Genomic DNA, 25,896 nt, shown 5'->3' with positions numbered 1-25,896 from the left:
ATTTAGAATAACTAAATTTCGTATTTCGCGCCTAGTATCGCCTAAAAAACACACGTAGTCGCAAACATAGACGAATTGTCAACAGACCCTAATACTATTTTAAAATTTACGTTTCATTTAGAGAGCCTTGGCTCTCTTTTTATTTATAGTGCTTATTCATGCGCTAACTGTTTTAAAAACTCATCTTCAGTGAGTACGCTAAAGCCATGTTGTTCAAGTAGGGCTGCTGTAACCCCTTTGCCTGATATTTTATGCCCTGAAAATGATCCATCATAAATCATCTGTGAACCACAAGAAGGACTGTTGGCTTTTAAAATAATATGTGTAACTTGATGGTATTGGGCGAGTTTTAGAGTTTTTTCTGCACCCAGAATAAATTCAGCTGAAACATCATCACCATTGGCATCTTTTACTTTGGCTTGTCCCTTTAAAACTTGATAACCATCACCGCCTACGATTTCAGCAGGCTGTCGAGGTGTAGTTAAACCGCCTGAAACTTCAGGACAAATCACCACGGCTTGTTGAGTGTCTAGCAGTTGTTTAAGCTTGTGTTGTAGGCAGTTCTTGGCATCGTAGCGAACATTTTCACCTACAAGACATGCACTAATCAGATATTTTTTCATTATCTTGAGGTTAATTCGAGTTGCATTAAATCCATACCAATATCATATAAATCGGTTTTAAAGTCGATGTTTAATTTTTCTGTAAAAGCAAAATTTTGATAGAATTTTTTTGCACGCGTATTAGTTTTCAATACTTCTAAAAATACAGAAGCTTGTTGATGTTCACGTGCAATATCAATCGCATTTTGCATGAGTGCAGATGCAAAACTTTTTCCAACAGCATTTTCAAGCAAGTAAATTTTCTGTAATTCTGCACCAATAATATCTAGATGGGGCTCATATTGATTGAGATTTAGCTTGGCATATCCAATAATTTGCGCTTGTTCATTTTCAAGCAATAACCAAATTTGATCAGGATCTCGCAGAGATTCAGACAAATTTTCTAAACTAAAATTTTGATTGAGAAAGCTTTGTAGGCCTTGTTCTGACCAAAGATCAGCAAAATGTTGGCGATATGTGGTGCAGGCAAGCTGATTGAGTTGCTTGAGATGGATTGGTGTGGCTGGATAAATTTTCATTATATTTTGTCATCAAATGACGCTTTGCTATACCTTGAATTTGTATTCAATCATGGATGAATTTCATGGGATAATCAATCTGAAATAGGGAAAATGAATCTTGTTATGAGTGTGTATGTCGATCGCGCAAAAGTTCCGTTTAAAGGCCAAGAATGGTGTCATTTGATGGCAGATACACTGGAGGAATTACATCACTTTGCGCAAATGCTGGAAATCGATGCCCGTTTATTTCATCGCTCAGCGTCTTATCCGCATTATGATATTACCCTGCAAATGCGTGTGATGGCGATTGCTTATGGCGCAATTGATGCCGATCGAAAAACCATTATTGCTTGTGGAAAGAAGCTGAAGTTACAACTTAACCAATCTTTATAAAGAATTGGTTTTTTATTCAAGCTTGATAAAACCGCACCTCCAGAAAAATACTTTGTCGCGATTAAGTCTTGTCCTTATGAGAAGCACAAGAGTAGAATCTTTTATGATGAAAAATTATGAACAACGATTGTGATTAATATATGACTTTTAAAGACGGCTCAACAGAAATATCGCAAGACGAGATTATCATTCTGGCTGAAACTTTTCGGCTTTTAGGAGATGCCTCACGTCTCAGAATTCTTATGTTCTGTATGCGTGGACCTAGTCCAGTTGGCGATATCTGTGAAGCACTCGATTTATCGCAATCTTTGGTTAGTCATCATTTACGTTTATTACGCTCAGCACGTTTGGTTAAAAGTGAGCGTCAGGCCAAACAAGTCTTATATGAAATCGCTGATACGCATGTCAGCCATGTTTTGTCTGATATGGCAAAACATATTGCAGAAGAGCAGTGTGGTTAAATTTTCTATTTTTCAAATCGAATTAAAAAGCAAAGTGAATTTCAAAATGTGGATGCCACAAGGCAACAATCAATGACCTTGTGGCAATTTGTGCTTGATCCATATTGATCTTAATGACTATGTCCAGCATGAGGATCAATTTTTGTCGGTTTTTCAAGGCTACAGCTGCTATCACCTTGCCAATCAATCGCGACAGTTGGATGTTCAATATCAAATTTGGTTTTTAATTCATGTTCAATTTGTTCGGTGAGTGTCTTAATATCAACACCTGCTTCAGGTTGGACATGTAATGTTGCCATTGCTCTTCCTGAAGTAATCATCCATACATGAATATGGCTAATTTTCTGAATGCCTTGAACGGATTTTAATAAGTGAGTGGTGATATCTGTTGTATTCGCATTGGCTGGCGCACCTTCTAATAAAATATGAATGGTTTGTTTAAACAAAGACCATGCACTGCGCAATACAAGTAATGATACAAGCACAGACAAAATCGGATCAATCGGTGTCCAGCCTGAGTACCAGATGACGATTGCAGCGATAATTGCAGCAACAGAACCCAATAAGTCACCCATCACATGCAGAATTGCACCTTTGATATTTACATGATCCGTATCATCTCGTGTGAGATACCATAAAACAAAGATATTCACCAACATACCAACAATTGCGACAATAAACATCGGTCCTGCAAGTACGGGTTGAGGTGATTGAAAGCGTACAATCGCTTCATAGACGATCCATCCAACAATCCCAAACAAGGTTAGAGAATTGATCAGGCCTGCAATCACTTCAAAGCGCATATAGCCGAAAGTACGTGATTTATCCGCAGTACGACGCCCAAAGCGAAACGCTGCATATGCTAGTCCTAATGCAAGTGCATCCGTCATCATATGGCCTGCATCAGCTAACAGTGCCAGTGAACCAGATATGATTCCCCCAGCAGCTTCAACAAGCATAAAACTGAAAATAATGAAGAAAGAAATCAGAATTTTTCTTTCATTTCCTGTAGTTGCTTCAGGTACATGTGCGTGGTTGTGATCACTATGGCTATTATGGGGGTGATTATGATTGTGTCCCATAAGGACCTCTGAATTGGATTATTTACATATGAATATATGTTCATATGTTTGTTTTGTCAAATAGCTTCATGTTAATTTTTTATTGCATTGTGAATCAAAAATTTTAAAAAACTGATGCCATAAGGCACTTAGGTTGAATAAAACAGAATAGAAATAAAGTTTTTAAAACGGACTAATTCACTTTCGAGCTTATTTACTTTGACACGAAGTAAAAGGAGGCTATTTTTTCGCTCAGGGATTTTGTTGGTTCAAGTCTAAGAAGATGGTTTCTGTTTAGGTTATTTTTAAATTGCTGGATCTATAAAAATTAGGCATAAAAAATCCACACATTCATGCAATTTTAATGCATGGTTTGTGTGGATTGCTTGAGCTATTGATATGTGTATGAAACTTAATTTATTCATACACTACAATAAGTAACTGATTGATTATTCAACTGTAACTGATTTTGCTAAATTACGAGGTTGGTCTACGTCAGTACCACGTAATACTGCAACATGATAAGACAGTAACTGTACTGGGATACTGTAAGCAATCGGCGCTAACCAAGTATTTACTGTTGGAACATAGACAACATGTTGACGATCTTTAGCCACGATACCGCTATTTTCATCAGCAAAAACAAACAGTTCACCACCACGTGCTTGGACTTCTTCCATATTGGATTTAAGTTTATCCAGCATGTCATCATTCGGTGCAAGAATCACCACAGGCATATCATTGTCGACCAAAGCCAGTGGGCCATGTTTCAATTCACCCGCAGCATAACCTTCGGCATGAATATATGAAATTTCTTTAAGTTTTAATGCACCTTCAAGTGCAATTGGGAATTCTGTACCGCGACCTAAGAACAAGCAATGCTGTTTCTCTTTGAACAGAACAGATAAACGTAAAATTTCTGCATCATTTTGTAAGGTATCTAAAATGACTTTAGGGATATGCCACAATGCGGAAGTGATTTCATCAATACGTTCAGCTGAAATGGTTTGCTTAACTTGACCAAGTTTAAGGGTCAATAACATCAAAGCCGCAAGCTGTGTGGTAAATGCTTTGGTTGATGCAACCCCAATTTCAGGACCAGCTAGGGTTAATAAATGATGATTTGTTTCACGAACCATAGATGAGGTCGCGACATTACAAATCGTCATGGTATAGATATTTAAGCCTTTTGCTTTAGCACGCTTTTGGGTATCACGTAATGCAGCCAAGGTATCTGCAGTTTCACCTGATTGGGAAATACAAACATACAAGGTGTTATCTACAATCACAGGCGAGCGATAACGGAACTCACTGGCAATTTCAACTTGGCAAGGCAGATCAATCAGTTGTTCAAACCAATATTTTGCAATCATTCCCGCATGGTAGCTGGTACCACAAGCAAGCACCTGAACTTGCTGAACATTTTTAAAATCTATTTCAGCATTTTGTAAAAAGTCTTCTCGTAATGTATTGCCATTTAAAGCTTGAGAGATCGTTTGTTGAATTGCTTCAGGTTGCTCAAAAATTTCTTTGAGCATGTAGTGTTTATATTCACCTTTAGAGGCATTACTCACGGTTGCATCCAGCTCTTTCACTGGACGATCAACCAATTGATCATTAACAAAAACCTCAATCGTTTCACGAGTTAAACGCGCAATATCACCTTCTTCAAGATAGATAAAACGGTTGGTCACAGGTAATAGTGCCAATTGGTCTGAACTAATAAAGTTCTCACCAATACCGACACCAATGACTAAAGGTGAGCCTTCACGAACAGCAATTAATTCATCTGGGTAATCGGTATGTACAATCCCCAGTGCATAAGCACCTTTCAGTTGAGGTACGATTTCTTCAACGGCTTTTAATAGATTTGGTGATGATTTCAGTGCTTCAGTAATTAAGTGAGCAACGACTTCAGTATCGGTTTGAGATGTAAACACATAACCCAAAGCTTCAAGATCATCCTTAAGCTCTTGGTAGTTTTCAATAATACCGTTATGTACCACTGCAACATGGCCAGAAATATGCGGATGGGCATTATTTTCAGTTGGTTTACCATGGGTTGCCCAACGTGTGTGTGCAATACCCACAGAACCTAAAATATTCGACTCTGCAACCGCGCCTTCTAAATTTGCAACTTTACCAACACGACGTTCACGTAAGATTTGCCCCTGATCAACCAGTGCAACACCCGCCGAGTCATAACCACGATATTCAAGACGTTTTAGGCCTTCAATTAAAATATTTGTAATGCTTCGTTCAGCAACGCCACCAACAATACCGCACATAATAATATCCTCTTATTTCTTGACCTTTTGGGGACGTTGATAATTTTCTTTCGAAATTTGTTTTGCACGTTCAAATGCAAGACTGTTGTCTGCTACATCATGGGTAATCACTGAACCCGCACCTGTGGTTGCGCCATGACCAATTTTAATCGGTGCAACCAGTGAGTTGTTGGTTCCAATAAAGGCATTATCACCAATGATGGTTTTGTGTTTATTGGCACCATCATAATTACAGGTAATTGTACCTGCACCGATATTTGAACCCGCACCAATTTCTGCATCGCCTAAATAGGTGAAATGATTGGCTTTTGAACCTAGACCAACAGAAGAGTTTTTCACTTCAACAAAGTTACCGATATGAACTTCATCTGCCAATTTTGCACCTGGACGTAGTCGTGCAAAAGGACCAATATGTACATCTGCACCAATTACCGCATCTTCAAAAACACTATATGGTTGAACTTTGGTTCCTGCCGCAATTTGGGTATTTTTGATAATACATCCTGCACCAATTTCAACGCCATTTCCGAAAGTACATTGACCTTCAATAATCACATTAATATCAATACGAACATCAGTACCCGCCGTGAGTTGACCACGTAAATCAAAACGTGAAGGGTCAATCAAATGCACGCCTTGTTGCATCAGTGATTTGGCTTGATAATTTTGAAATTCACGCTCTAATGCTGCAAGTTGAATGCGATCATTTACGCCTTCAACCTCAAAAGCCAATTCTGGTTGAATAGATGCGATTTCCATACCATCAGCTAAAGCCATTGCCACGATATCAGTCAGGTAGTACTCGCCTTGAGCATTGTCATTGCTGAGTTTCGGTAACCATTCATGTAATTTGGCATTGCTGACACAGTAAATACCTGTGTTGATTTCTTTAATTTGACGTTGTTCATCAGAAGCGTCTTTATGTTCAACAATCGCTTGGATTTTTCCATCCTTACGTACGATACGACCGTAGCCTGTAGAATCTTCAAGCGTTAATGTGACTAAACCGATGCCTGTTTGACTGGATACATCAAGCAAACGTTGTAGGGTACTTTCTTGTACACAAGGCACATCACCAGAAAGAATCAAAGAAATGCCGTCTTGGGGTAAAACAGGTAAAGTCACTTTAACTGCATGACCCGTACCGAGTTGTTCTGTTTGCTCTACCCATTGAATATTTTCATGCGCAAATGCATTTTGAACCAGATCACCACCGTGACCAAAGATTGTAATGATATTTTTTGCTTGTAATTGTTTTGCTGTTTCAATCACATGACCGAGTAGTGGGCGTCCTGCTAACGGTTGGAGTACCTTGGGTAAACTAGAACGCATACGTGTTCCTTTACCTGCAGCAAGAATGATCACAGTTGTAGACATATCACACCTAACAGATCTGGCTTAAGCCATTTTAAAATATAAATAAATCACGATACATATTGCTGCCCAGAGGCCTGCGATAATATCGTCAAGCATGATCCCAAAGCCACCATCAACTTTTTGGTCAATGACACGAATAGGCCATGGTTTCCAGACATCAAATAAACGAAACAGTGCAAATCCAACCAGTGCCCAAATCCAATTCATTTGCCCTAAATAAATCAAAGGCAGGAAGGTGATTGATTGCCCAGCAAATTCATCCCAAACAATACGCCCATCATCATGCACATGGATAATATCTGCGGTTTTCCCACAAATCCAAATACCGAGCAATGACATGATTATGATGGCCAATATGGAGCCATAAAAACCAATTGCAAGCCAAATCGGAATAAACAAAAGCGCAAATGCTGAGCCAAATGTACCTGGTGCTTTAGGCGCTAAGCCTGAACCAAAGCCCACACCGCAGAACACAATAAAGCGTTCAGCCCATGTCATATTTTTAAAGACAATCGGAGGTTTATGCAAAGTGTTGGTACCCTTGAAGTTGAAGTGGATGGTCTAAGCCATCTTTCTCAAATACAATCCCAGATTTTTGTGTAACTTGGCCGATGATTGTAGTGGTTACATTTGGTTTTAATTGCAAAAGTTTAGCATAATTTTGCATAGTTATTGTAAAGCATAACTCATAATCATCTCCGCCTGCTAAAGCATATTTCCATTGCTCATTGTCGCTGAGTTGCCTTAAAGCTGACTGAATCGGGAGTTGATTTAAATTTATTTTTGCACCGACACCAGAGGCGTTTAAGATATGCCCGAGATCTTGAGCAAGCCCATCTGAAACATCAATCATACTGGACGCCAAGTCTTTTAACATCACGCCTAGTTCACAGCGCGGTGTTGGGTAATCTAAACGTTGTTGTAGGGGATGTCCTAAATGTTTTAGCCCAAAAGCGGCATCACCAATCGAGCCACTGACTACAATTAAATCATCGACTTGTGCACCAGAACGGGTAACGGCTTTGCCTGTTTCAATCCAGCCGAGTGCAGTGACGGTAATAGTGAGATGTGGGCTTTGCGTGGTATCACCACCAATTAAACGTACGCCAAATTGATCGCAACAATCATATAAACCCTGACTAAATTGTTTTAGCCAGTCATGATCAATTTGGGATAGGCTCAATGCGAGTAAAATACTGTGGGGTTTTGCACCCATTGCAGCAATATCTGAAAGATTGACAGCAACAGATTTCCAGCCAATGGCATGTGGAGATGTTTCTAAGGGAAAATGTCGACCAGCGACAAGGGTATCTGTGCAAATCACCAATTGATGATTCAAAGGTGGGGAGAGCAGAGCTGAGTCGTCACCGACGCCTAAATCAACATCAGTTTGTTGCTGACGATTGAAATAGGTCTCAATAATTGAAAACTCAGCCATGTAAAAACAACTTATTTGCTTTGTTGCTTTTCTGCTTCACGCAGGCTTGTTGCTAAACGATCTAATACACCATTGATGTATTTATGACTGTCAGCACCACCAAAGTGTTTTGCCAGCTCAATGGCTTCATCGAGCACAACTCGATAAGGGACTTCAAGATGGTCTTTGAGTTCGTATGCACCTAAACGTAATGTAGCAAGTTCTACACCGTCTAATGCACTTAGTTCACGATCCAGAACAGGAACAAGTAAAGCATCCAATGCTTCATGGTTTGCGATCACGGCTGTGAGCAACTCATGATAATAGCCGAGATCCACTTTATGCATTGCGTTTTCAACACGGGTACGTGCTTCAATTTCATGCACTGGGTTGTGGCTCATTTGCCATTCATAAATCCCTTGTACAGCAAAGCGACGTGCTTTACGTTTTGCTGCATAAGTAGCTTGGAGTGTTTGCGACATGCTTTAAATTGCCTTTAACAGGTTAACCATTTCAATAGCAGTAAGGGCAGCTTCACCACCTTTATTACCTGCTTTTGTACCAGAGCGTTCAATCGCCTGTTCAATACTATCCGTAGTCAATACACCATTGATTACAGGTAGGCCAGTATCTAAACCAACTACACCTAAACCTTTGGCACATTCACCTGCAACGAAGTCGAAATGTGGCGTACTGCCACGAATCACTGCGCCAAGTGCAATCACTGCATCGAATTTACCAGAAGCTGCTAGTTTTTTAGCCACAACTGGAAGTTCCCATGCGCCCGGTGCATGAACGACAGTGATATTATCGTCGTTTACACCATGACGATGCAATGTATCAATTGCACCTTCTAATAAATGTTCAACAACAAAGCTGTTAAAACGACCAACTAAAATCGCGTAACGGTCTTCGCTCGCGAGATGTAATAAACCTTCAATTCGGCGAATCGCCATGGCAACCTCGATAATTTAACAGATAAGTGGTTGTACCGACTGCTTTTATTTCCCGACTAAAAACCTAATTGAGCAATAAATGCAGTCTGATTAAAAATTATTGACCAGTTTTTTGGTCAGCAGTGATGTATTCCACCACTTCTAAATTAAAGCCTGATAATGCATTGAAACGTAATGGTGAGCTAAGAAGTTTCATCTTTTCAACACCGAGATCACGTAAAATTTGTGCACCAACACCAATCGTTTGGTATTGCTGTGAAAGTGCAGCATTTGATTTTGTTGGTTTTGGCTTACCAAGTTCTGCCAAAGCAGGGCCTAAGTCAGATAGATGACGTTGACCAATCCAGACCAAAACCCCTCGATCACTGTCGGCAATCGTTTTGAGTGCTTTATCAAGGTTCCAAGCAGGCTCACCATCTTTTTTATTGAGTTTCAATAAATCACGTACAGGATTGAAACCATGTACACGGACAGTCGTCACTCCTTGTTTCGGTTCACCTTTGACCAAAGCCAAATGAATGTCTGGATTACCAATTTCACGGTAACGGTATAAATCAAAGGTACCGTATTCAGTATCTATACTTTGTTGATCCAAACGTTCTACGGTTTGTTCATTGGTCATACGATAATGAATCAGATCAGCAATTGTACCAATTTTTAAGCCATGTTTCTCAGCAAATACTTCAAGATCTGGACGACGTGCCATCGTGCCATCTTCATTGATAATTTCACAAATCACAGATGCTGGCTCTAAACCCGCTAAACGAGATAAGTCACAGCCAGCTTCAGTATGTCCAGCACGGTGTAATACACCACCTGGTTGTGCCATCAATGGGAAGATATGTCCAGGTTGTACAATATCAGCAGGTTTGGCATGTGCTGCAACTGCAGTTTGAATGGTATGGGCACGTTCTGCGGCAGAAATACCAGTGGTAATACCATTTGCAGCTTCAATAGAAAGCGTGAAATTTGTACTGTGTTGTGCGCCATTATGGTCGACCATTAATGGTAGATCGAGTTGCTTACAGCGGTCACGACTCAGTGTTAGGCATACAAGACCACGAGCATGGGTGATCATAAAGTTGATGTCTTCAGGGCGTACGTGTGTTGCAGCAATGACTAAATCGCCTTCATTTTCACGATCTTCGTCATCCATCAGGATAACCATTTTACCTGCACGGATATCTGCTACAAGCTCTTCAACAGTATTGAGCGGCATCAACCTTCACCTTTTTGTTCTGTCGTATGACATTTTCATTGAGTACATTTGGAGCATAGTCTAACGTGTTTTTACGTATTTTGCCTATGCTTATCATCTTCCTTTGAGATAGATAGTTATACACAAGCTTGTAGGGCAATGAAAAGAGAAGAAAATTGATTTATCGTGATTTAGTATAAAGATCAGACACTCATTTCGAAAAAAATAAGATTAACTTATCGGAAATTGAGCGTAATAAAAGAAAAACCCTCGCACTTTAAAAAAGAGGAGGGTTAATAGATGGTAAATACTTAATTCTCTGAGATTGCTTCAGAACTTGGTGTATTTTTCTTACCTTTTAAAATTTCAGTACGAATATTTTGTGCAAGTTCAGCACAGTCATTATTCATACCATTGATCATAAATGAGTGACGGGTCAACACATTGGTTGGATTTGGTAAGGCAACCAATTGATAACAATCACCAATATGCTTGAGTTGATCATTGCTTAAATACAATGCCATTTCTTTGGCAATTAAATGATTCACCAAGCGCTCAGCCGCTTGAGACGCATCAAGTTGCATCGCCTCTACTGAGGTGGTGACCGCACAACGTGTCTGTAACACAAAGCGCTTATCTTCACGGTAACGTTTATACAGAACTTCTGACAATAATTGAAATACCGAACCAACCATTAATATAGATTGTGCTGCATTGGGTTTTTCAGCATCAATACTCAGGATTGCACCATTCTGATTAAATTCTTGATGAATGGTGAAATCTTTTGCATTCAATTTGAAATGCTGTGCGCAAAGTTCAATACTTTTATTCAGAAAAATCTGACATAAATTAAAATAAGGCAGTGAAACCGACTGGTTGACCGTATTCATCAGTTGCTTTGGATCATAGTACTGAATATTCAGCGCCAAAATCTCTTGGTCATTTTCCAGTGTTGTGGTTACAGGAGTTTTGGGTTCAGGTTTTGCTTTGGCTTGCGCTTGTTGTTGAGCTTGGGCAATCGCAATCGTGCGGTTGGCTTTCTCAGCTTCAAGTGCTTCAGTCAGTTGTTGAATCTCGTGTTTTAAACGGGCTTCATTGTTGATGCGAGCCAAAAATTCACTGCGCGTTGGGCGAGCGATGGCGCGGTAGGCCAACCATAAGAAGGTATGAATCAATAAGGACACTAAAATAGCCAGCCATTGGGTCCGTAAAATTTCACCAATACTTGGCTTGATCAAGGTAATTTCAATAGTGCCGACTTTTTTCTCGTTCTGTAATGCATCACGAACAAAAACTTCACCTTGACGCGTTTTTGCCATACCACTGGTTGCCAGTACTTGTTTTTTAGCATCAAGTATTCGAATCGAAGCCACACTTGGATTGGTCGCATAGCGATTTGCCAACAGCGCCAATGACACCGTATTTGCGGGTTCGAGTTCAGATAGGCTGTCCGTGACCAATTGGCTGGTCATGAGTTGGCCTTGGCTGGCACGGTTTTCATTCAACTGATGTGTTGTTGCAACTACCAATAAAAAGGTATGAAATGCAAAACTTACAATAAGTAGGCTAGCAAATAGCCCTTGTCTTGGCGCATTCAACGTAAACTTCCAAAGCAAAAAATTTCGATTTCGATTATGATTCTTCCAATTGTTGTAGCTCAGACCCGAGTCAATTCATGCGAGAAATCATTCTTATTTCATTTTTAGGACCTGACCAACCCAATCAGTTTACTCGATTAATGCAAGTGTTGTCCGTACATTCTTTGCAAATATTAGATGTAGGACAGGCGGTCATCCATAATCAATTGACTTTAGGTATTGTAGTGTCGTCAAACGATCAAACTGCAACAGCTTTAGCCATGAAAGACATTCTTATTTTAGCACATGATATTGGTTTAACTGTTCGTTTTAAGCCGATTTCAGGCGCAGAATATGACCAATGGGTGAGTGAAGGTGGGCGCACACGTTATATCGTAACCGCTTTAGCACCAGAGCTCACAGCCGAACATCTACAAGCGGTAACCAATATTGTTTCAAGTCAAGGTTTTAACATTGAAACAGTGACGCGCTTGTCGGGGCGTCCCGAGCGTAATGGACACCAAGATGGGCTGAAACGTTCATGTGTTCAATTCGGTTTGAGTGGGCAAATGCTGGATGCACAGGCGATGCGAGCCGCATGTTTACGGCTTTCTGCTGAATTAAATATTGATGTCGCGGTGCAGGAAGACAATGCCTATCGCCGTAATCGTCGCTTAGTCTGCTTCGACATGGACTCGACTTTGATTGAGCAAGAAGTGATTGATGAACTTGCTAAAGAAGCAGGGGTGGGCGATAAAGTCGCTGAAATTACTGAACGTGCAATGCAAGGGGAGTTGGATTTTCAACAAAGTTTCCGTGCACGCGTTGCTTTACTTAAAGGCCTTGATGCCACAGTATTGCCTCAAATTGCTGAACGACTAACCGTGACAGAAGGTGCCGAGCGGTTAATCTCGACACTAAAATCACTAGGTTATAAAACTGCGATTTTATCTGGTGGTTTTCAGTACTTTGCTGAATATCTACAAGAAAAATTGGGCATTGATGAAGTGCATGCCAATATCCTCGATGTTGAAAATGGAGTCGTGACAGGTGAGGTTAAAGGCCATATCGTTGATGGAGCGCGCAAGGCGTATTTGTTAACTGAGTTGGCTGGGAAAATGGGGATTTCACCTGAGCAAGCGATTGCGGTTGGAGATGGTGCAAACGATTTGCCGATGCTTTCAATTGCAGGGCTCGGAGTCGCATTCCGTGCGAAACCTGTGGTTCGTCAAAATGCCAATCAAGCCATTTCAAGTGTAGGCCTAGATGGTGTGCTTTATCTTTTAGGCGTCCATGATAAAGATTTGTCCCGTGCTTAAATGACATGGGTTATATTGCAGAATCATGACAAATAGCGACTTTAAGTCGCTATTTTTTATTTGAAAATGAATCACTTTGCTGCCATTCGCGCTCAATAAAACAGCTTGATAAAAATATTCGTTTTAGAACTTAAAAAAAGTTTTTCAGGGATTAAAAGCTGTGTGTATTTTTTTGTAATGACACTGCATGATTGATGGTAATTAGTTTGTGAGAAAAACAGGATTCTTAAAAAATGTAATGACAAATGAATGTTGCGACAAAGTGTGTCGTTTAACCAGAAAACAGCGCTTTCCTTCTCTTAAAAACTATACATAATGCAAAGCATAAGCTTCTATAAGGTGATTTAAGAAAAATTATAAAGCTTGAAATTGTTGTGAAACACCTATTTAAACGGTTTTTTTATAAGGCATCATTTTGACGGAGGTTGTTATGGTATCAACAACATTTGCAACATTGATTGGATTCGGTCTAATTGCTGCAGCGTTGGCTACCGTTTTCTTTTCCCCTTATCGTCATTGGTTAGGGTTTATGTTTGCAGGCATGATCTTCTGGGGCACCTTGGAAGCAATGCGTTATAGTGTACAGAACATCTTTGATATTTCGGTCGCATATAGCTATTTAACCGCGATTATGTTGGCGATGTCTGCATTGATTGCTCTTTTATTGCGTGAAGACAGTCGTGCACAAAAAGCATTGGCAAATCGCCAATATATTGAACATACCCCAGTCTATGAAGATGAATAAGTTTTGAGTGAAAACTTCAGTCAATATGAACGCTAAGATAACAATAGTGACTTTAATTACACGAAAAAAATCAATTTAGACATTCCAAGGTATATCATAATGGTATACCTTTTTTTCAGTTTATACTTTGCTCTGAAAGCCATGTCTACGCAATGACAAGTTATGTTAGGATGAGCAAATTCGAATCTAATTTAAAAAACAACAGGCTTAAATGTCATGAAACTTTCTGCAATTCCAGTTGTGAAGTTACCAATCGTTGATGCAAGTACAGATCCACTGGATTTGCTTGTATTGGGTTTAGCACTTCGTATGAAACAATTGGCTCGTACCAGTCCAAAATTTATTGAATTGACCCATGACCGTCAGTTCCGTATTCAGATTGGTACTGACTTGGGCGTGGCACGCCAAATTATTGTGAACAATGGTCAAATTGATACAGTTTCAGGTGCTGAACAAAAAGCTGATTTTGTTTTACAGTTTGCTGACAGTGAGCAAGGTGTAAAAACTTTGGTAAAAGGCGATCCAACGGCTTTTATGACGGGTATGCAAAACGGCAGTATCAAAATGGAAGGCGATTTCAGTTTGTTGGTCTGGTTTAACCAAGTGGCTAAACTGATTCCACCAAAAGTTCCAAAACCAGTGAAAGATAAAATTAAATTGGCACGCCAATTCTTAAAAGAGAAGATTGGACGCTAAGCGAATCGAAAATCTTAAAAAGCCCGATCTGATCGGGCTTTTTAAGATTTAAACATTGGCATTAAGCTCAAAATTTTGATTATTCAGCTTTTAATTATTCAACTTCTAAGTTAAAGGTCACAGGCCCATCATTGACCAAATGCACTTTCATATCCGCTGCGAAAATACCCGTCTCAACATTTTTAAATTGTGATCGAGCATAATCAACCAATTGTTGATACAGTGCCTGGGCTTCAGTGGGCGGCATGGCTGGCCCAAAGTCTGGACGCAAGCCTTTTTGCGTTTGTGCCATTAAGGTGAATTGAGAAACCAATAAAATCCCGCCATTGGCTTGGCTGACGTTCCAGCCCATTTTGCCTTGCTCATCATCAAAGAAACGATATTTCAAAATTTTATCAATTAATTTTTGACCTTTTTCAAAATTATCATCCTTCGCTAAGCCTAGAAAAACCAAAATTCCTTTTTGAATTTCTCCCGTGGTTTCACCATCAACAACAACTTTGGCTTCTAACACTCTTTGTAATAATGCGCGCATATAAACAATAAGACTAAAATACGATAGTGCTATTCTAACAGGGAAAACCCTGTAAGTTGATGCGAGTAAGCCATTGCTGAAAAGTTGAAAATATTGATAAGCTTTTGAATAAAAATAGAATTTATAAAATTATCATATGAGTAGATAAATTGAAAAAATAATTCTGCTGAGATTTCTGTTGAGCTTAACTGAAAATATAGTTCATCACTTATAAATGATTACGTTATCTCAGTGAAAAATATGCTTTAATAAAAACAGCATAGCGAAATTAAAATAGATATGGCGCCAATCATCCAATCCTTGCTCGATACAGATTTATATAAATTTACCATGTTACAAGTGGTGCTACATAAATTTCCTCAAACGCACAGTGTGTATCATTTTCGCTGTCGTAATCTGGATGCTACGGTTTATCCCCTGACAGATATTCTGGATGATTTGAACGAGCAGCTCGATCATCTCTGCTTACTCAAATTCCAAGAAGATGAATTGCAATATTTACGCAGTATGCGTTTTATCAAAAGTGATTTTGTCGACTATTTAGAATTATTCCAACTCAAACGCCGTTTTATTAAAGCGGGTATTGATGAACAAGGTCGTTTAGACATTTGGGTTGAAGGCCCAATGGTTCAGGCGATGATGTTTGAAATTTTTGTTCTGGCGATTGTCAATGAACTTTATTTTAGCCGGATTCGTAATGATGACATTTATGTTGAAGGTGAACGTCGTCTACAAGCCAAAGTTGAATTATTAAAGAAATTTGAACAGCAACAAGGCACTCAAGCTCCTCCATTTTTAGTCTCAGATTTTGGTACTCGTCGTCGTTATAGTCTAGATTGGCAAAGACATGTGATTCAGACTTTCCATGCAGCTGTACCGAATGTGTTTAGAGGTACCAGTAATGTCCTTTTGGCAAAGGAATTAAATATTCATCCAATCGGTACCATGGCGCATGAGTTTCTACAAGCATTCCAAGCGCTAGATGTCCGTTTAAGAGATTTTCAAAAAGCAGCTTTAGAAACCTGGGTACAAGAGTATCGTGGTGATCTGGGCATTGCCTTGACCGATGTGGTCGGTATGGATGCATTTTTACAAGATTTTGATTTGTATTTTGCTAAGTTATTCGATGGTTTACGTCATGACAGTGGTGACCCATTTGAATGGGGCGATAAAGCTTATCAACACTACCGAAAACTAAAAATTGATACCAAAACCAAGATGCTAACCTTTAGTGATGGATTAGATATTGAACGTGCGTGGGCGTTGTATCAATACTTTAAGGATCGTTTTCAAGTCAGTTTTGGTATTGGTACCAATTTGACCAATGATATGGGGCAAACGCCACTCAATATTGTGTTAAAACTGGTGGAGTGTAATGGTCAATCTGTAGCGAAAATTTCAGATAGTCCCGGAAAAACCATGACGGATAACGATACTTTCTTGGCTTACTTACGACAGGTCTTTGAAATACCTGAAGTTGTCGAAGCAGTGAAAATTGATATCTGAATTTTTGCTAAAAGAATGTGAAAAATCAGCATATTGGTAAAAAACACTGTGCTAAGATCATTTGTGCTCAAGGTCTTAAAATAGAAAAACGTATGACTACATCAGCCTTTAACTTCGAATTACTCATAGAAGCAGAACAACTTGTGCCATTTTTAGGGCATGACAAAATTCGTATTGTCGATCTAAGTCGTAGCTCTGTGTATGAACAATTACATATTCCACATGCATTACATGTTAAACCACAACTGTTGGTTCGACAGGAAGAACAAGCTTCAGGGTTATTGCCTGATGAGGACGGTTTAAAAGCGCTGATTGAGTATTTAAACATCTCTCCCGAGCATCATGTTGTGGTCTACGATGATGAAGGTGGTGCTTGGGCTGGGCGTTTGATTTGGAATTTACATTGCCTTGGTTTTTATAATACCAGTCTACTCAATGGCGGAATTCATGCATGGTTGGCAGCAGGCTACCCAACTTCGGCTGAAGCGGAAAGCTTTAGCAAAGTTGAACCCTTAGTTACTGTCAATTTACAACATCTTGATCAACACCGAATTGAATATGCAAAACTGTTGCAAAAGGTTGAACAGCAAGCGATTCAAGTTTGGGATTGTCGAACTTCAGAAGAATATACGGGACAGCGTTTAGCAGCGCGACGCGGCGGTCACATTCCAAGTGCACAACATTTTGAATGGAGTACTGCAATTAATCGTCAAAATCATTTAAAATTGCATCCTCTAGAACGCACGCAACAACGTCTAGAACAATTAGGCTTTCAATTTGACCAGCCTGTGGTGGTGTACTGTCAGTCACATCATCGTTCTGGTCTGGCTTATATCTTGGGTCGGTTATTGGATTGGAATATTCAAGCCTATGATGGTGCGTGGAGCGAGTGGGGCAATCGCCTCGATAGTCCAATTATTACTGGAGAATCACCTGCGTGAGTCTTACATCAACGTTAAAAAAACAAATTTTTATCCAAGCACAAAAAGTCATTCCGCAACAGCAACTCAGCCGTGTTGTTGGTAAAGTTGCAGCCAGTGAAAATCCAATTGTTAAAAATTTAGCGATTCAAGCATTTAAAGCACAGTATGGAATAGACCTTTCTATTGCCGAGCAAAGTGATGCTTTAAAATATAAATCATTCAATGAATTTTTTACCCGTGCTTTAAAAGACGGTGTCCGAGAAATTGACACAGATCAGACCAGTATTGTCTCTCCAGCAGATGGTGCAATTTCTCAGTTGGGTAAAATTAAAGATGGTGATGTATTTCAGGCCAAAGGCCAAAGTTTTTCTGTAGACAAATTGATTGGCGATCCGCAATTGGCTGCACCATTTATCAATGGTGAATTTGCCACGGTTTATTTGTCACCACGTGATTATCACCGTGTCCATATGCCATTTGCAGGAACGTTGACAGAAACTTTGTATATCCCTGGTGAGTTATTTTCAGTAAACCAAACGACAGCAGAGAATATTCCTGGTTTATTTGCGCGTAATGAGCGTATGGTCTGTTTGTTTGATACCGAATTAGGACGTATGGCGGTTGTTCTCGTGGGTGCAATGATCGTGGCAGGAATTGAAACTGTGGCGACTGGTAAAGTAAAACCAACAGGGCGTTTAGAGTTAAACCAGCATGATTTAGCCTTAGAAAAGGGTGCTGAACTTGGACGTTTTTATTTAGGTTCAACCGCAGTTGTATTGTTTGAACAGAATAAAATCACTTGGGATGAACAGTTTAAAGCCAATTCTATTGTGGTGATGGGCGAAGCTTTAGGGCATACCGTTTAATTTGCGTGTTCTATGATGAGGTGCACTTTCTGTTGTAGAAAGTCACAGAGTCTAAAGCCTTATGGCATTGAAATAAGACAGTTTTAAAGCCTGTGCATCTGCTAATGCATTGTGTGGGTTTTCAGAGGCAACATGGGTTTCGATTGGATCCTGCATCCATAACTGCATGGTCAGCGGAGGTGTTCGGATACATTTTCCTGCAGAAAGTACCAGACTACGGGTAAACAAGGCAAAGTCTTCTGGCCAATCTGCCACAATTTCAAGACTTGTATATTGAGATAAATAAAGCTGTAAGTGACTTTGAAATTGCGCTAATGAAATCGGTTTTTGATTTAAACGAGGCATGACATGGTCTTTAACCCAAGTAATTGGGTCAGCGCATTCTAAAACTTCATAAAAATGTTGATTATTCTCGTCAACCAATGCCAGTGAAATTAATTCACCACCAAAGCCATTAAATTCACAATCTAGAAATAGTTTCATCAGAATTAATCAAAAAATCAAATATTAACCTGCAAAATCAAGGCGCTCTTTGGGGAAAACCACTCTAAAAATAGACCCCCGATTTTCTTTAGAATCAATTTCTAAATACGCATTATGTTGCATTAAAACATGCTTCACAATGGCAAGCCCTAACCCAGTTCCACCCGTTTGACGGCTTCGTGCACTGTCTACGCGATAAAAGCGTTCGGTTAAACGTGGAATATGTTTTGGGTCAATCCCGATCCCGGTATCTTCAACAGTGAAATAACCATGTTCACTGTCATCATGCCAGCCGATTGTAACAGTGCCACCTTTAGGGGTGTATTTAATCGCATTGGTGATTAAATTACTAAACGCACTGGCAAGCTCCGCATCAGAGCCAATCAGGTCACAATGACTGTCGATATCTAAATTTAAAGTATGGCCATAATCGACATTGTAGGCTTGTGCATCATCAAAAAGCTGATTCATCAAATTCGGCATATCGATGATTTGATTTTTTGCGACTTGTTTATTGCCTTCCAAACGTGAAAGCAAGAGTAAGTCATTGACCAACGCATTCATTCGACGTGTTTGCGATTGCATCTGTTCAAAGGCACGTTTCCAGCGCGGATTTAAATCTTCTTGGTCGGTAAAGGTTTCGATATAACCACTGAGTACAGTCAGCGGGGTACGAAGTTCATGTGAAATATTGTCGACAAAGTCTTTGCGCATTTGTTCCAGATTATGTACACGTGTGACATCGTAAGCGACGAGCAAACGGCTTTCACTACCAAAACGTGTCAGTTTAATCTGTACATAATGCTCTTCATAAACCGAAGATTTTATTTTAATGCCATCTGGAGATTGGTCGATATTATTAAAATATTCAATAAAGCTCGGCTGGCGAATAATGGTCAAGATGTTACGACCACGATCTAGCGGTTGAATGCCCAACAATCTTTCCGCAGCAGGATTCCACCATTCGATTTGATGTAATTCATCGGTTAAAACCACAGCTTCAGCTAAAGCTATCAGTGAGGATTGCGCACGGTCAATCAATCCGACCATTTCAGCTTGAACAACCCGTTCTTGTCGTTGTGCACGATAAACATTAAAAAGCAGTGCCCCCCAAATACCTTCTAGATTGGGTGGAGAGTCGTAAGGACGATTCGAAATCCACTCATTCACCAAGTATAAAGAGCGTAATTGAAATAGAAAAAAAACAGCAAAACCAATGGAAATACAAATCCAAAAATACCCTATCCCTAAACCAATAAATCCGCCAATGATGAGTAAAAAACCAAGCAGGCGTAAATCTTGTTTTGCAAATTCCCACAAGCTACTATAACGGAATTTTTTATGTTCTCGTGCAAGATCTGGGACGGGGTAGGGTTCATACATAGAAATTTATTTACCTTGAGAATGCTTAACCTAAAGCAACATCTGCACGGGTAGAGAAGCGATAACCCGTTCCACGTACAGTTTGTACGTAGCGATCAGCACCATAAGGTTCAAGCACTTTACGTAAGCGGCGGATGTGTACGTCTATGGTACGGTCTTCAATATACACGTTACCACCCCAGACCTGATCAAGTAACTGGGCACGTGTATAAGCACGTTCAGGATGTGTCATAAAGAATGCCAATAAGCGGTATTCCGTTGGACCCATTTCTAAAATATTATCACTAAAACTGACACGTTGGCTCACTGGATCAAGTATTAATCCATTGGCATCAATGGTTTTTTCGCCACTGAGTGCATTGGCACGACGAAGGACAGCTTTGATACGCGAAACCAATTCACGGGTAGAGAATGGTTTGGTCATATAATCGTCTGCACCAGCATCAAGACCTTGAACTTTATGGTCCTCTTCGCCACGTGCTGTCAACATGATGACTGGAATTTCTGCCAAGTTTTCATCACGTTTTAAGCGACGACATAAGTCTACACCGCTCACACCGCCAGGCATCATCCAATCGAGTAAAATCAAAGATGGTCGTTGGTCAACAATCATTTGATGGGCTTGTTTTGCATCTTCAGCTTGCAGGCATTGAAAACCTGCCATATCCAATGAGGTATGAATCATTTCTCGAATCGGAAGTTCGTCATCGACGATTAATATATAGTCATCTTTCACAACGCAATATCCTATGTATGAACGGTGTACCGTCTTTTATTTATGACAGGCTTATTACAAAGATTAATTATGACAGTATCATTGCAAAAAGAAGATGTTGACGAATTTTTGCAAAAAAATGTGACAAATAATCGTCGATATGATGAATAATCCATGACATTTTTAAATAAATGTTCCATTTTGAGAAAAGAAATTTATTTCAACTGAACATAAAAATCTTCTATTTGACAGTTTTGTGACGATTTTATGACAGGATTGTTCAGGCTAAAAAGCTTATTTAGATGAAAATGAATCAATCAGCGATATAAATACAATTTCACATGCTGAGACAATTTCTTCAAGCGATTGTTTAAATCCACCCATGACCCAGCGCACCGCAATTTGAGTTACATAGCCATTTAAACCTGTGGCAACCAAGGAAATTTCTTGTTCACTGCGTTCAATATGCGGCATCATTAGGGTGACAAAGGAGTGAATTAATCGGTCAAAACGGCCCATCGTTTCATGGATCGTGGCATGATTATGCAGTTCCTGAACCAGCATGGCATCGATATAAATAATACGCGCCACACGTGGATCATTTTTTAACATGGTAAAGATTGCAGTTAAGCCACCACGAATCATATTTTTAGGATCAGGTGCTGCTTGCATGACGCCTTGCATCACGGTTTGCTGTAATTGTTCAATCAGCTGTAGAAAGATGACTTGGAACAGTTCTTCACTTTTTTTGAAGGACTCATAAAAATAACGTTCAGTCAGCTTGGCTTCATTACAAATATCTTTGACGGTGACAGAAAAAAAGCCATGCGTACCATAAGCTTCAATCCCTGCTTCGATTAACTTTTCTCGACGTGCAAGTTTCCGCTCAGATAAGGACATGCCTTTAAATTGACGCTCTTTGGCTGCTTTATTTATAGTTTTCTTTTCAGTGGAAAGTGGCTCATTCATTGTAAAAAATTACTCGTGTCATATTTGATTGTCACAAAGAAGCGCTTATTTTAGCAATAAAAGCCATTGAAACCTATTCTAGAATTTTTGTATAAAAAAACATCGGCTAAATCATAATATAATATTGACAATAATGATTGTCAAAATTATATTGAGCAAGTGAGCTGCACATCACTCTGAATGCTTTGTGCGGGTTTAAAAAAGGATAGACAATGAAAAATTTTAAAAACAAAGTCGCTGCAATTACTGGTGCTGGCTCTGGTATGGGACAACAACTTGCTATTTTATTGGCAAAAGCAGGTTGTCATTTATCCATTAGTGATGTGAATGAAAAAGGTTTAGCTGAAACCGTTGAACTGGTCAAACCGTATAATGTTCGTGTGACCTCAAAGAAAGTGAATGTTGCCAAAGTTGAAGAAATGCGAGCTTGGGCTGCGGACACAGTGCAAAATCATGGTTCTGTAAACATGATTTTTAACAATGCTGGTGTAGCTTTAGGTTCTACCGTGGAAGGTGCATCTTATGACGAACTAGAATGGATTATGGATATCAATTTCTGGGGCGTTGTATACGGAACAAAAGAATTTTTACCTTATATCAAGAAAACAGGTGATGGGCATATCATCAACATTTCGAGCTTGTTTGGTTTAACCGCGCAACCGACCCAGTCTGCATATAATGCATCTAAATTTGCGGTACGTGGTTTTACTGAATCATTACGTCAAGAATTAGATATCGAAAAGTGTGGTGTATCAGCGCTATGCGTTCATCCAGGCGGTATTCGTACCAATATTGCAAATGATGCGCGTATGAATGACAGTTTACGTTCTTTGGGAATGAATCCTGACAAATCAGCAAAAGCATTTAATAAACTATTACGTATGCCACCAGAAGATGCTGCTCAACAGATGTTGGATGCTGTCCTAAAAGACAAACGTCGTTTGCTTATTGGGAATGATGCAAAAACCTTGGATTTAATTCAGCGTATTTTACCGACTGGATATCAAAAAATTACAGGTTTTGCGACCAAGTTTAGTAAAAAGCTAGAACCAAAATAATTGATTTATAAAATGAAAAAACCGTCAAGCTGACGGTTTTTTCATTTTAGACATTGTGAAATTATGCGCTGAATAAGAACTCAATATCCATTCATTTAAATTAAGATCTCAATCGTTTTCTTTTTCCAAACAAATTGATAATACAAACCTTGCATAAGGCATAGACTGAAAAAGGTCAGTGCAAGCGCATACCAAATGCCTTGTAAACCAAACCACTGGCTAAATAAATAAGCACATGGAACTTCAATGAGCAGGATGGATAAAATATTAAAAATCATAGGAACAGTTACAGTTCCACTGGCACGCATGATCGAGGCAAAAATTGCACTTGCACCAAAAAATATAATCGACCATAACACAATAAATAATAATTGTTGACCCAATTCAATCACTGATGGATCTGTAATAAACAACGCCATCAAATATTTTGAACAAATATAGGCCAAGAGTACCAATGAACCTGTAATCACAATATTACTCAGCAGCGCCGTTCGCGTCACTTTTGCCAACAGCTCAGATTTCCCAGCACCAATCGCTTGCGCCGCAAAGATGGAACCCGCAATGGCAATCGACAATGCAGGGAATTGGATATAGTTGAGCACTTGGTTGACTGCACCATAGGCCGCTGTTGCATGTGCACCATGTTGGTTAACCAGTCCAATCACCACCAGACCTGCGACCGAGTTGGTCACCATTTGAATACCTGTCGGCACACCCAAGCGCAAAATACTGCGACTAAATTGTGGGTGATAGCGGATATGTTGAATTAACGCTGAATCTGGTCTTAAAGCATGATCTTTTTTATTCAAATAGATATAGAGAAAAGCTAAGGTCGAAATAAAGCCTAAGCCACTGGCAATTGCTGGAGCAATAATGCCGAGCTTAGGTAGACCAAAATAACCGCCAATCAAGGCTGGGGTTACAATCACACCCACAATGATCGTCAGACTTGAGGCCATCAATGGTGTGGTACTGTCACCCACACCACGTAAAATAGAGGTGTAGGTAATATAGATGAATAGAAAAGGGCTACTCATTAACATCCATTGAACATAGGGCAGTGCAAGATGCATGATTTTGGGATCTATACCCAAAAGCAATAGAATTTCTTTGGCAAAAAACACCCCTAAAAAGGCAATGATTGATCCACCAATCAGGGTCATAAATAACAATGCGCCAACAATGGTACGCACTTTTTCGATATCTTTGGCGCCCCACGCTTGTCCAACCAAAACAGTTGCACCTGTAGATAGACCAATCACAAAAGCCAGCAATAAAAATAGAATCGGAAAAAATACCGAAATTGCGGCAATCGCTTCTACCCCCAGCATTTGCCCAACAAAAATGGTATTAATTGTTCCAGACAGATTTTGCAGAATATTGGTTAGAATCAGGGGGCCAAGGAAGATTAAAAAAACCTTCCAGAATTTGGGTTGGTGAAGCATATCGGGACGAGCTGGCATCTTTTATTCTACTGTCTATTTCGAGTGTCTTTATCTTATTGATAATATAACAAACGCTGGGTAAAAAGCCTGAGTATTTGAGTAACTCAGGCTTTAATTTTACAGAGAGGATCTGTATGGATCGGGATTAAATTTGATTTAAAATTTCACAGGCCTGAATCAAAGTTTGCTCCTTTTTAGCAAAACAAAAACGCACTAAACGTAAGTTTTTAGGGGCTTGCTTATAAAAAACAGAAACTGGAATCGCCACAATTTTATGTTCTTCTGCTAAGAATTTACACATATCTACATCATTTAAATCTGGGCGAATTTGGCTGTAGTCGACATTTTGAAAGAATGTGCCTTGAGAGGGGATTAAACTGAATTTTGAATCCGCAATACCTGAAATAAACAGGTCACGCTTTTGCTGATAAAAGCTTGATAGCCCGTCAATATGTTCAGGATGCTGTTGCATAAAATTGGCAAGTGCCATTTGCACGGGGGTTACCCCACAGAAGTTGGCAAATTGATAAATTTGACGAAATACTTTCATGAGCTCTGGTGTCGCAATGCAATAACCTGTTTTCCAACCTGTCACATGAAAGGTCTTACCAAAAGAACCCACCACAAAACTACGATCTCTGAGTTCTGGAAATGACAATGCTGAATAATGTTTTTCACCGTCATAAATCAGATGCTCATAGACTTCGTCTGAAAGCACAATAATATTTTTATCTTGAATCAGTTCAATTAAATTTAGCCAGTCTTGTTTAGACCAAATTGCCCCAGTTGGATTGTGTGGAGTATTTACAATCACCATACGGGTTTTATCTGTAATCGCAGATTTGACTTGATTCCAATCCACGGAAAACTCAGGCGCATTGAGTGGGATATGAATGGCTTTACCACCGACCAATTGCACGCTTGGTGCATAGCTGTCATAGCTTGGATCAAAAATAATAACTTCATCGCCTTGATGGATGATGGCTTGTATTACGCTAAAAATCCCGATCGTTGCCCCAGGAGTGATGGTGATTTCGGTGACTGGATCAAGTTGTAATTGATCACGTTTTAAAAATAGTTGAGCCAGTTGTTCTCTTAGCGCTAATAAACCATCGCCCGCTGCGTATTGGTTAAAACCGTCTAATGTGGCTTGGCTGAGAGCTTGTAGCAACGCAGGTGGCGCGTCAAAGTCTGGAAAACCTTGTGACAAGTTAAGGGCGTTAAGACGATGTGCCATAGCGGTCATGATGCTAAAAATGGTGACGCCTTGTGTAGGGAGTTTGGAGTGGATTTCGATCATGACCAGACTGATTTTATAAATGCATTGGTGGCAGTTTAGCAGGTCGTTTTAAGGAGCTGAATAGGATTAAGTAATCTATTGGTTAGGGGGAGGTGTACGGGA

The 25,896-nt window shown here is 39.6% G+C and carries 27 protein-coding genes; 9 read left to right on the top strand and 18 right to left on the bottom strand.

Annotated elements, in window-relative coordinates; genetic code table 11:
- Window positions 1-152: 152 nt before the first annotated feature.
- Window positions 153-623, bottom strand: coding sequence for a 2-thiouracil desulfurase family protein (locus tag AC07WY_RS17565; RefSeq protein WP_494736830.1), 471 nt, complete (start codon window positions 621-623; stop codon window positions 153-155).
- Complete coding sequence (locus AC07WY_RS17560) at window positions 623-1,141, bottom strand: GNAT family N-acetyltransferase (RefSeq protein WP_166782916.1); 519 nt, start codon at window positions 1,139-1,141, stop codon at window positions 623-625. Before AC07WY_RS17560 ends, AC07WY_RS17565 begins: the two co-directional genes overlap by 1 nt.
- A gap of 105 nt (window positions 1,142-1,246) precedes the next feature.
- Here AC07WY_RS17560 and AC07WY_RS17555 point away from each other — a divergent pair, with 105 nt between their 5' ends.
- The gene (locus AC07WY_RS17555) at window positions 1,247-1,516 is read left to right on the top strand and encodes a DUF4031 domain-containing protein (RefSeq protein ID WP_004718783.1); all 270 of its coding nucleotides are present in this window, start codon (window positions 1,247-1,249) and stop codon (window positions 1,514-1,516) included.
- Between the two features lie 140 nt (window positions 1,517-1,656).
- A complete protein-coding gene (locus AC07WY_RS17550) occupies window positions 1,657-1,977 on the top strand; it encodes an ArsR/SmtB family transcription factor (protein WP_166782917.1) in 321 nt (106 codons plus the stop codon).
- Between the two features lie 110 nt (window positions 1,978-2,087).
- Here the strand turns inward: AC07WY_RS17550 and AC07WY_RS17545 are convergent, their stop codons facing one another.
- From AC07WY_RS17545 to AC07WY_RS17505, 9 genes are all read right to left on the bottom strand, one after another.
- Entirely contained in the window at window positions 2,088-3,059 is a 972-nt protein-coding gene (locus AC07WY_RS17545; protein WP_004718779.1) for a cation diffusion facilitator family transporter, read from the bottom strand.
- 428 nt (window positions 3,060-3,487) lie between these two features.
- Complete coding sequence (gene glmS, locus AC07WY_RS17540) at window positions 3,488-5,326, bottom strand: glutamine--fructose-6-phosphate transaminase (isomerizing) (RefSeq protein WP_494736829.1); 1,839 nt, start codon at window positions 5,324-5,326, stop codon at window positions 3,488-3,490.
- Window positions 5,327-5,338: 12 nt separating this feature from the next.
- Window positions 5,339-6,703: a bifunctional UDP-N-acetylglucosamine diphosphorylase/glucosamine-1-phosphate N-acetyltransferase GlmU gene (glmU, locus tag AC07WY_RS17535; RefSeq protein WP_419335737.1), complete on the bottom strand. Its 1,365-nt coding sequence runs from the start codon at window positions 6,701-6,703 to the stop codon at window positions 5,339-5,341.
- A gap of 21 nt (window positions 6,704-6,724) precedes the next feature.
- Complete coding sequence (locus AC07WY_RS17530) at window positions 6,725-7,201, bottom strand: phosphatidylglycerophosphatase A family protein (protein WP_494736834.1); 477 nt, start codon at window positions 7,199-7,201, stop codon at window positions 6,725-6,727.
- A 22-nt stretch (window positions 7,202-7,223) separates the two neighbouring features.
- The gene (gene thiL / locus AC07WY_RS17525) at window positions 7,224-8,141 is read right to left on the bottom strand and encodes a thiamine-phosphate kinase (protein WP_494736828.1); all 918 of its coding nucleotides are present in this window, start codon (window positions 8,139-8,141) and stop codon (window positions 7,224-7,226) included.
- A gap of 11 nt (window positions 8,142-8,152) precedes the next feature.
- Entirely contained in the window at window positions 8,153-8,602 is a 450-nt protein-coding gene (gene nusB, locus AC07WY_RS17520; protein ID WP_004718751.1) for a transcription antitermination factor NusB, read from the bottom strand.
- 3 nt (window positions 8,603-8,605) lie between these two features.
- Window positions 8,606-9,076 carry a 6,7-dimethyl-8-ribityllumazine synthase gene (ribH, locus tag AC07WY_RS17515; RefSeq protein ID WP_494736827.1) on the bottom strand — a complete coding sequence of 157 codons (471 nt, stop codon included), beginning with the start codon at window positions 9,074-9,076 and terminating at the stop codon, window positions 8,606-8,608.
- Between the two features lie 97 nt (window positions 9,077-9,173).
- Window positions 9,174-10,295, bottom strand: coding sequence for a bifunctional 3,4-dihydroxy-2-butanone-4-phosphate synthase/GTP cyclohydrolase II (gene ribBA, locus AC07WY_RS17510; RefSeq protein ID WP_004818315.1), 1,122 nt, complete (start codon window positions 10,293-10,295; stop codon window positions 9,174-9,176).
- 290 nt (window positions 10,296-10,585) lie between these two features.
- Complete coding sequence (locus tag AC07WY_RS17505; protein WP_494736826.1) at window positions 10,586-11,872, bottom strand: hypothetical protein; 1,287 nt, start codon at window positions 11,870-11,872, stop codon at window positions 10,586-10,588.
- 77 nt (window positions 11,873-11,949) lie between these two features.
- Between AC07WY_RS17505 and serB the strand changes: the two genes are divergently transcribed.
- From serB to AC07WY_RS17490, 3 genes are all read left to right on the top strand, one after another.
- Entirely contained in the window at window positions 11,950-13,170 is a 1,221-nt protein-coding gene (gene serB / locus AC07WY_RS17500; protein ID WP_004718743.1) for a phosphoserine phosphatase SerB, read from the top strand.
- Window positions 13,171-13,600: 430 nt separating this feature from the next.
- Window positions 13,601-13,915: a ciprofloxacin tolerance protein AciT gene (gene aciT, locus AC07WY_RS17495; RefSeq protein WP_004818318.1), complete on the top strand. Its 315-nt coding sequence runs from the start codon at window positions 13,601-13,603 to the stop codon at window positions 13,913-13,915.
- 216 nt (window positions 13,916-14,131) lie between these two features.
- Window positions 14,132-14,611 (top strand): SCP2 sterol-binding domain-containing protein, encoded by a 480-nt coding sequence (locus tag AC07WY_RS17490; RefSeq protein WP_004718739.1) that lies wholly within the window; start codon window positions 14,132-14,134, stop codon window positions 14,609-14,611.
- A gap of 94 nt (window positions 14,612-14,705) precedes the next feature.
- Here AC07WY_RS17490 and dtd read toward each other — a convergent pair whose 3' ends face one another.
- A complete protein-coding gene (gene dtd / locus AC07WY_RS17485; RefSeq protein WP_262084790.1) occupies window positions 14,706-15,146 on the bottom strand; it encodes a D-aminoacyl-tRNA deacylase in 441 nt (146 codons plus the stop codon).
- A gap of 279 nt (window positions 15,147-15,425) precedes the next feature.
- Between dtd and pncB the strand changes: the two genes are divergently transcribed.
- From pncB to asd, 3 genes are all read left to right on the top strand, one after another.
- Window positions 15,426-16,652, top strand: coding sequence for a nicotinate phosphoribosyltransferase (gene pncB / locus AC07WY_RS17480; protein ID WP_004718736.1), 1,227 nt, complete (start codon window positions 15,426-15,428; stop codon window positions 16,650-16,652).
- A 92-nt stretch (window positions 16,653-16,744) separates the two neighbouring features.
- Window positions 16,745-17,593 carry a sulfurtransferase gene (locus tag AC07WY_RS17475; protein WP_239046682.1) on the top strand — a complete coding sequence of 283 codons (849 nt, stop codon included), beginning with the start codon at window positions 16,745-16,747 and terminating at the stop codon, window positions 17,591-17,593.
- On the top strand, window positions 17,590-18,441 hold the full coding sequence (asd, locus tag AC07WY_RS17470; protein WP_419259690.1) for an archaetidylserine decarboxylase: 852 nt from the start codon (window positions 17,590-17,592) through the stop codon (window positions 18,439-18,441). The genes AC07WY_RS17475 and asd overlap by 4 nt, the downstream gene beginning before the upstream one ends.
- Before the next feature lie 51 nt (window positions 18,442-18,492).
- Here the strand turns inward: asd and AC07WY_RS17465 are convergent, their stop codons facing one another.
- The 4 genes from AC07WY_RS17465 to AC07WY_RS17450 all read right to left on the bottom strand — a co-directional run bounded on the left by AC07WY_RS17465 (window position 18,493) and on the right by AC07WY_RS17450 (window position 21,991).
- On the bottom strand, window positions 18,493-18,924 hold the full coding sequence (locus AC07WY_RS17465) for a hypothetical protein (RefSeq protein ID WP_494736825.1): 432 nt from the start codon (window positions 18,922-18,924) through the stop codon (window positions 18,493-18,495).
- A gap of 24 nt (window positions 18,925-18,948) precedes the next feature.
- Window positions 18,949-20,307 (bottom strand): phosphate regulon sensor histidine kinase PhoR, encoded by a 1,359-nt coding sequence (gene phoR / locus AC07WY_RS17460; protein ID WP_004718725.1) that lies wholly within the window; start codon window positions 20,305-20,307, stop codon window positions 18,949-18,951.
- Between the two features lie 25 nt (window positions 20,308-20,332).
- Window positions 20,333-21,043 carry a phosphate regulon transcriptional regulator PhoB gene (gene phoB, locus AC07WY_RS17455; RefSeq protein WP_004718724.1) on the bottom strand — a complete coding sequence of 237 codons (711 nt, stop codon included), beginning with the start codon at window positions 21,041-21,043 and terminating at the stop codon, window positions 20,333-20,335.
- A gap of 273 nt (window positions 21,044-21,316) precedes the next feature.
- The gene (locus AC07WY_RS17450) at window positions 21,317-21,991 is read right to left on the bottom strand and encodes a TetR/AcrR family transcriptional regulator (protein WP_004718721.1); all 675 of its coding nucleotides are present in this window, start codon (window positions 21,989-21,991) and stop codon (window positions 21,317-21,319) included.
- 212 nt (window positions 21,992-22,203) lie between these two features.
- Between AC07WY_RS17450 and AC07WY_RS17445 the strand changes: the two genes are divergently transcribed.
- Window positions 22,204-23,049 (top strand): SDR family NAD(P)-dependent oxidoreductase, encoded by an 846-nt coding sequence (locus AC07WY_RS17445; RefSeq protein WP_004818325.1) that lies wholly within the window; start codon window positions 22,204-22,206, stop codon window positions 23,047-23,049.
- Between the two features lie 95 nt (window positions 23,050-23,144).
- On the opposite strand, the gene AC07WY_RS17440 is transcribed toward AC07WY_RS17445, so the two are convergent.
- Both AC07WY_RS17440 and AC07WY_RS17435 read right to left on the bottom strand, forming a co-directional pair.
- Window positions 23,145-24,512: an MATE family efflux transporter gene (locus AC07WY_RS17440; protein ID WP_004718718.1), complete on the bottom strand. Its 1,368-nt coding sequence runs from the start codon at window positions 24,510-24,512 to the stop codon at window positions 23,145-23,147.
- A gap of 127 nt (window positions 24,513-24,639) precedes the next feature.
- Window positions 24,640-25,794, bottom strand: coding sequence for a methionine aminotransferase (locus AC07WY_RS17435; RefSeq protein WP_494736824.1), 1,155 nt, complete (start codon window positions 25,792-25,794; stop codon window positions 24,640-24,642).
- Window positions 25,795-25,896 lie beyond the last annotated feature (102 nt).

The sequence above is a fragment of the Acinetobacter sp. GW821-FHT01C12 genome, assembly GCF_059422625.1.
The sequence above is the reverse complement of the archived record's forward strand: the minus strand, read 5'-3'. Positions and strand labels throughout refer to the sequence as shown.

Coding starts and splice junctions, on each gene's coding strand:
- AC07WY_RS17490 (WP_004718739.1), top strand. CDS start 14,132: ATGAAACTTTCTGCAATTCCAGTTGTGAAGTTACCAATCGTTGATGCA.
- AC07WY_RS17450 (WP_004718721.1), bottom strand. CDS start 21,991: ATGAATGAGCCACTTTCCACTGAAAAGAAAACTATAAATAAAGCAGCC.
- nusB (WP_004718751.1), bottom strand. CDS start 8,602: ATGTCGCAAACACTCCAAGCTACTTATGCAGCAAAACGTAAAGCACGT.
- AC07WY_RS17530 (WP_494736834.1), bottom strand. CDS start 7,201: ATGACATGGGCTGAACGCTTTATTGTGTTCTGCGGTGTGGGCTTTGGT.
- aciT (WP_004818318.1), top strand. CDS start 13,601: ATGGTATCAACAACATTTGCAACATTGATTGGATTCGGTCTAATTGCT.
- AC07WY_RS17555 (WP_004718783.1), top strand. CDS start 1,247: ATGAGTGTGTATGTCGATCGCGCAAAAGTTCCGTTTAAAGGCCAAGAA.
- AC07WY_RS17550 (WP_166782917.1), top strand. CDS start 1,657: ATGACTTTTAAAGACGGCTCAACAGAAATATCGCAAGACGAGATTATC.
- AC07WY_RS17465 (WP_494736825.1), bottom strand. CDS start 18,924: ATGAAACTATTTCTAGATTGTGAATTTAATGGCTTTGGTGGTGAATTA.
- AC07WY_RS17440 (WP_004718718.1), bottom strand. CDS start 24,512: ATGCCAGCTCGTCCCGATATGCTTCACCAACCCAAATTCTGGAAGGTT.
- thiL (WP_494736828.1), bottom strand. CDS start 8,141: ATGGCTGAGTTTTCAATTATTGAGACCTATTTCAATCGTCAGCAACAA.
- AC07WY_RS17565 (WP_494736830.1), bottom strand. CDS start 623: ATGAAAAAATATCTGATTAGTGCATGTCTTGTAGGTGAAAATGTTCGC.
- pncB (WP_004718736.1), top strand. CDS start 15,426: ATGGCGCCAATCATCCAATCCTTGCTCGATACAGATTTATATAAATTT.
- AC07WY_RS17545 (WP_004718779.1), bottom strand. CDS start 3,059: ATGGGACACAATCATAATCACCCCCATAATAGCCATAGTGATCACAAC.
- phoR (WP_004718725.1), bottom strand. CDS start 20,307: ATGTATGAACCCTACCCCGTCCCAGATCTTGCACGAGAACATAAAAAA.
- AC07WY_RS17445 (WP_004818325.1), top strand. CDS start 22,204: ATGAAAAATTTTAAAAACAAAGTCGCTGCAATTACTGGTGCTGGCTCT.
- serB (WP_004718743.1), top strand. CDS start 11,950: ATGCGAGAAATCATTCTTATTTCATTTTTAGGACCTGACCAACCCAAT.
- AC07WY_RS17475 (WP_239046682.1), top strand. CDS start 16,745: ATGACTACATCAGCCTTTAACTTCGAATTACTCATAGAAGCAGAACAA.
- ribBA (WP_004818315.1), bottom strand. CDS start 10,295: ATGCCGCTCAATACTGTTGAAGAGCTTGTAGCAGATATCCGTGCAGGT.
- glmU (WP_419335737.1), bottom strand. CDS start 6,703: ATGTCTACAACTGTGATCATTCTTGCTGCAGGTAAAGGAACACGTATG.
- glmS (WP_494736829.1), bottom strand. CDS start 5,326: ATGTGCGGTATTGTTGGTGGCGTTGCTGAACGAAGCATTACAAATATT.
- AC07WY_RS17435 (WP_494736824.1), bottom strand. CDS start 25,794: ATGATCGAAATCCACTCCAAACTCCCTACACAAGGCGTCACCATTTTT.
- ribH (WP_494736827.1), bottom strand. CDS start 9,076: ATGGCGATTCGCCGAATTGAAGGTTTATTACATCTCGCGAGCGAAGAC.
- dtd (WP_262084790.1), bottom strand. CDS start 15,146: ATGCGCGCATTATTACAAAGAGTGTTAGAAGCCAAAGTTGTTGTTGAT.
- AC07WY_RS17560 (WP_166782916.1), bottom strand. CDS start 1,141: ATGAAAATTTATCCAGCCACACCAATCCATCTCAAGCAACTCAATCAG.